Here is a 3,441-nt window from a genome sequence, read left to right on the forward strand (position 1 = left end):
CGATAAAGGTTATGACAGCGAGCCTTTTCGGTGCTTTGTTCGTCAAAAAGGCGGACGAACGGTGATTGCTAAACGTAATTATGGTAAGGATATAGATAAAAGCAGTATGGATAGCTGCCTTTATCGCTATCGTCATTTAGTCGAGAATGCCTTTGCTAGAATCAAGCAATATCGTTCAATATCAACTAGATACGATAAGTTAGAAAGGAATTATGCCAGTATGGTATCACTGGCATTTATGTTAATGTGGCTACCAATGTATTGTTGAGTAATTTATGTACAGCAAAGATCAACAGCCCCTAATAACTCTTTAGATCCATTAAAAACTTTAATCGAGACAATATCAAATGCTAATGGTGGGCATATGGGTCTTTTGTCTCTAGATCTTGATATTACTGATGACGTGATAAAAAAATTTATTACAGGTCTTATTGGAGCGAAATATCAGTTAGGTGATTGCCAATTAGGTGAATCATCTCAAGGGCTAGGATATAGCAATCTTATTTATATTTTTATGCAAATTGAAAAATATAAGAAATCAATTGACCCATTAAAGGTAAATTTTTTTATCATAGAAGAGCCTGAAGCCCACATGCATCCACAAATGCAGACTGTCTTTATTACTGAATTATTTAATTATTACAGAAAATCTAACAACACAGTTCAATGCCTTATTACTACTCATTCAACTGAAGTGGTTCGAGGAGCCAAAGAAATATCGAAATTAAGAGTTTTACGAAGATCCAATCAATTTACGTGTAGTTTATTTGACTTAAAAAAATTCCGTGACTCAATTGCTAATAATAACGACTTGATTGAATTCTATGATTTCTTTTTTACTATTAATTTCCCAAATATTGTTTTTGCAGACAAAGTTTTAATGTATGAAGGTGATACTGAAAGAATGTATATCAGTAAATTAATATCACTTCCCGAATTTTATCGATTGCAACAACAATACATTGCTTTTGTACAGGTTGGCGGTGCATACGCTTTTAAATATAAAGAGTTATTAGAGTTTCTTAAAATAAAAACGGTTATTATAACCGATATTGATTATAAAAAGACTGCTTGCGATAAAAATTCAATTTTAAACTCTAAAGTAACTAACGAAACAATTAAAAAATTTGCAGCGCAATATTTAGAGTTAAATTCTCCTACAGTCGAAAATTTATATGGCTGGCAAGACTCTTTGGATCGTAAAAAGAAGAGTGACAATTTGATTTATTTAGCTTTTCAGGGAAAAAATGATCATTACTCAAGAACATTAGAAGAGGCTATGCTATCAAAATTCTATAAATATAATACTTTTGATGAACAAAAAAAAGAATTCTGGATAAACAGTCAGAAAAGAGATGAATTTAGATATACAATCCCAAGAAAAAAAACATTAAGCATTCGAGACATTGTCGAAAGCACGTCCAAAAAGAAAACTGATTTTATGTACTCTGTTTTATTAAAAGGCAAACATAAGGAGATGCTTCCAAACTATATTGAGGAGGCATTAAAATGGCTAGCAGAATAAAAAATTGTTTTTTAGTGAATGCGCCTGCTGGAAGTGGAAAAACAACAAAAATTAAAGCAATGATAAAAGAGCATAGTATTACGCACCCTAAAGATAATATATTATGCATCACTTATACTAATCGTGCTGTTGATGAACTACTAATAGGTATTTCTTCCAAAAATATTTTTATTAGTACTATTCATTCATTTTTGAACAAATTTATTTCACCTTATTTTTCTTATAGAGAAGCATTGGATCTTTATTTTGAGTTATTCGGTGATAAAATCAAGAAAATAATTAACAGTCAATCCCTTAACATAATTGAAAATAACAGATATAAAGAAAAATATGGAGAGTTTAGCTATGAATCTGTAAAACGTAATTTGACTCACTTATATTATAATGAGCTGCAGTTTAACTCTCTTCTTTATGGTGGATTATCCCACGATTCATTAATTAGTTTTGCTAAATCAATTGTAAAAAAATATCCAATTATAAAGAAACGTATTGCTTCAAAATATCAACTAATTTTTATTGATGAGTATCAAGATACAAGTGCGGAGATACTAGAGTTATTTTATGAAAGTACTATAGATTCTAATACTAAGCTTTATTTATTTGGTGATAGAATGCAACAAATCTATAAAAATCGTTATGATTCGTTTGAGTTAAAATTAGCTTTATTTGATAAAAGTGAAGCACTCAATATTAATCGTCGCTCTTCACCAACTATTATTGACTTATTAAATAAAATATATAATGACTCAAATTATATTCAACATCCCCCAAAAAATAGAGAGTACCTATTTTCCTTCACTCCTGAGCTTATTATTTGCCAAGATATTGAGAAAAAAATAGATGAATTAAAAGAAAAGAATAAAGATTTTATTATACTATATTTATTAAATACTAAAAGATTCAGTTCAATTGGGGCTGGAAAGCTTTTCTCTATTTTTAGTCATATGGAAAAATATAAATTTTGGAAAAAAAATAATATTGTCGATGTATTTACATCAGATACTGCAGATAACCCAGATATGTTAATGAAATTATTATTTTTAATGATAAGTATTTATGAAAGTTATAATAAACAATGTTATGGGCCTCTAATTCAAGAGTTAAAAAAATATCCTAAAATTATTAATCATAGACTTTTAAAAATACAACGTCATGAAGATAAATTAACACTAGATAAAAAACTTAAGAGTATTGCTCTTAGTATTAAAAATCGTGAAACTATTGATACATTGCTTACTACATTACATGAAGATAATTTTATTGAGGAAGATTATCTTAATAAAATAAAGGAAGATACTGAATATGAGACTATATTTGATATTTCCCTTAACGAAGTATTGTCTTTATATAATTACTTAAGAGACCCTAAGGTATCAACACAACATGGTGTTAAAGGTGAGAGCCATGAAAGTGTTATTTTTGTCGCAGATGATAGCTCTAATCTACAAGTAAAAATGTATGACTTTTTCAGTCTATGGAGTAAAGTTAATTTATCGTTAAGCCAATTACAAGAGTTATATTATACTTACTTTAACAACATAGTTGAGCTAGAGAGTAATTTAGGTTTTAAACTCTCAGACTTAAATAGTGATAGAATGAAAAAACATAAAGAACTTCTAGGGCGTGTTGATCTTTCATGATTATTTTTTAGACGGCATGATGTGAGTTATAATAATTCAGCCAAAAACAACCATAACTCGATTCATCATGCCAAGAACAATGCTAACAGATAAACGGTGGGAAAAGCTACTACAAATAATGAAAAATACCGGCCGAGTTTATAATAAATCCGAGCATCGGATGACGTTTGAAGGGATCCTTTTCCGAATGAGAACCGGTATTCCTTGGCGAGATTTGCCAGAAGAGTTTGGTGAATGGAGCACTGTCTATAGGCGATTTAATTTGTGGTCTAAAAA

The 3,441-nt window shown here is 29.6% G+C and carries 4 protein-coding genes; all 4 read left to right on the forward strand.

From position 1 onward, the window contains the following. Positions 1-268 (forward strand): transposase (locus A9G31_RS11725; protein ID WP_176700339.1); only part of this gene is annotated, 268 nt, incomplete at its 5' end. Between the two features lie 96 nt (positions 269-364). Further along, the gene (locus tag A9G31_RS02520) at positions 365-1,525 is read left to right on the forward strand and encodes an ATP-dependent nuclease (protein ID WP_065560290.1); all 1,161 of its coding nucleotides are present in this window, start codon (positions 365-367) and stop codon (positions 1,523-1,525) included. Beyond that, positions 1,510-3,165 carry a UvrD-helicase domain-containing protein gene (locus tag A9G31_RS02525; RefSeq protein ID WP_065560291.1) on the forward strand — a complete coding sequence of 552 codons (1,656 nt, stop codon included), beginning with the start codon at positions 1,510-1,512 and terminating at the stop codon, positions 3,163-3,165. Before A9G31_RS02520 ends, A9G31_RS02525 begins: the two co-directional genes overlap by 16 nt. A 67-nt stretch (positions 3,166-3,232) precedes the next feature. Further along, a partial coding sequence (locus tag A9G31_RS11370; RefSeq protein WP_141671360.1) for a transposase occupies positions 3,233-3,441 on the forward strand: 209 nt, incomplete at its 3' end.

Source organism: Gilliamella sp. Gris1-4 (genome assembly GCF_001690335.1).
Taxonomy (GTDB): domain Bacteria; phylum Pseudomonadota; class Gammaproteobacteria; order Enterobacterales; family Orbaceae; genus Gilliamella; species Gilliamella apicola_P.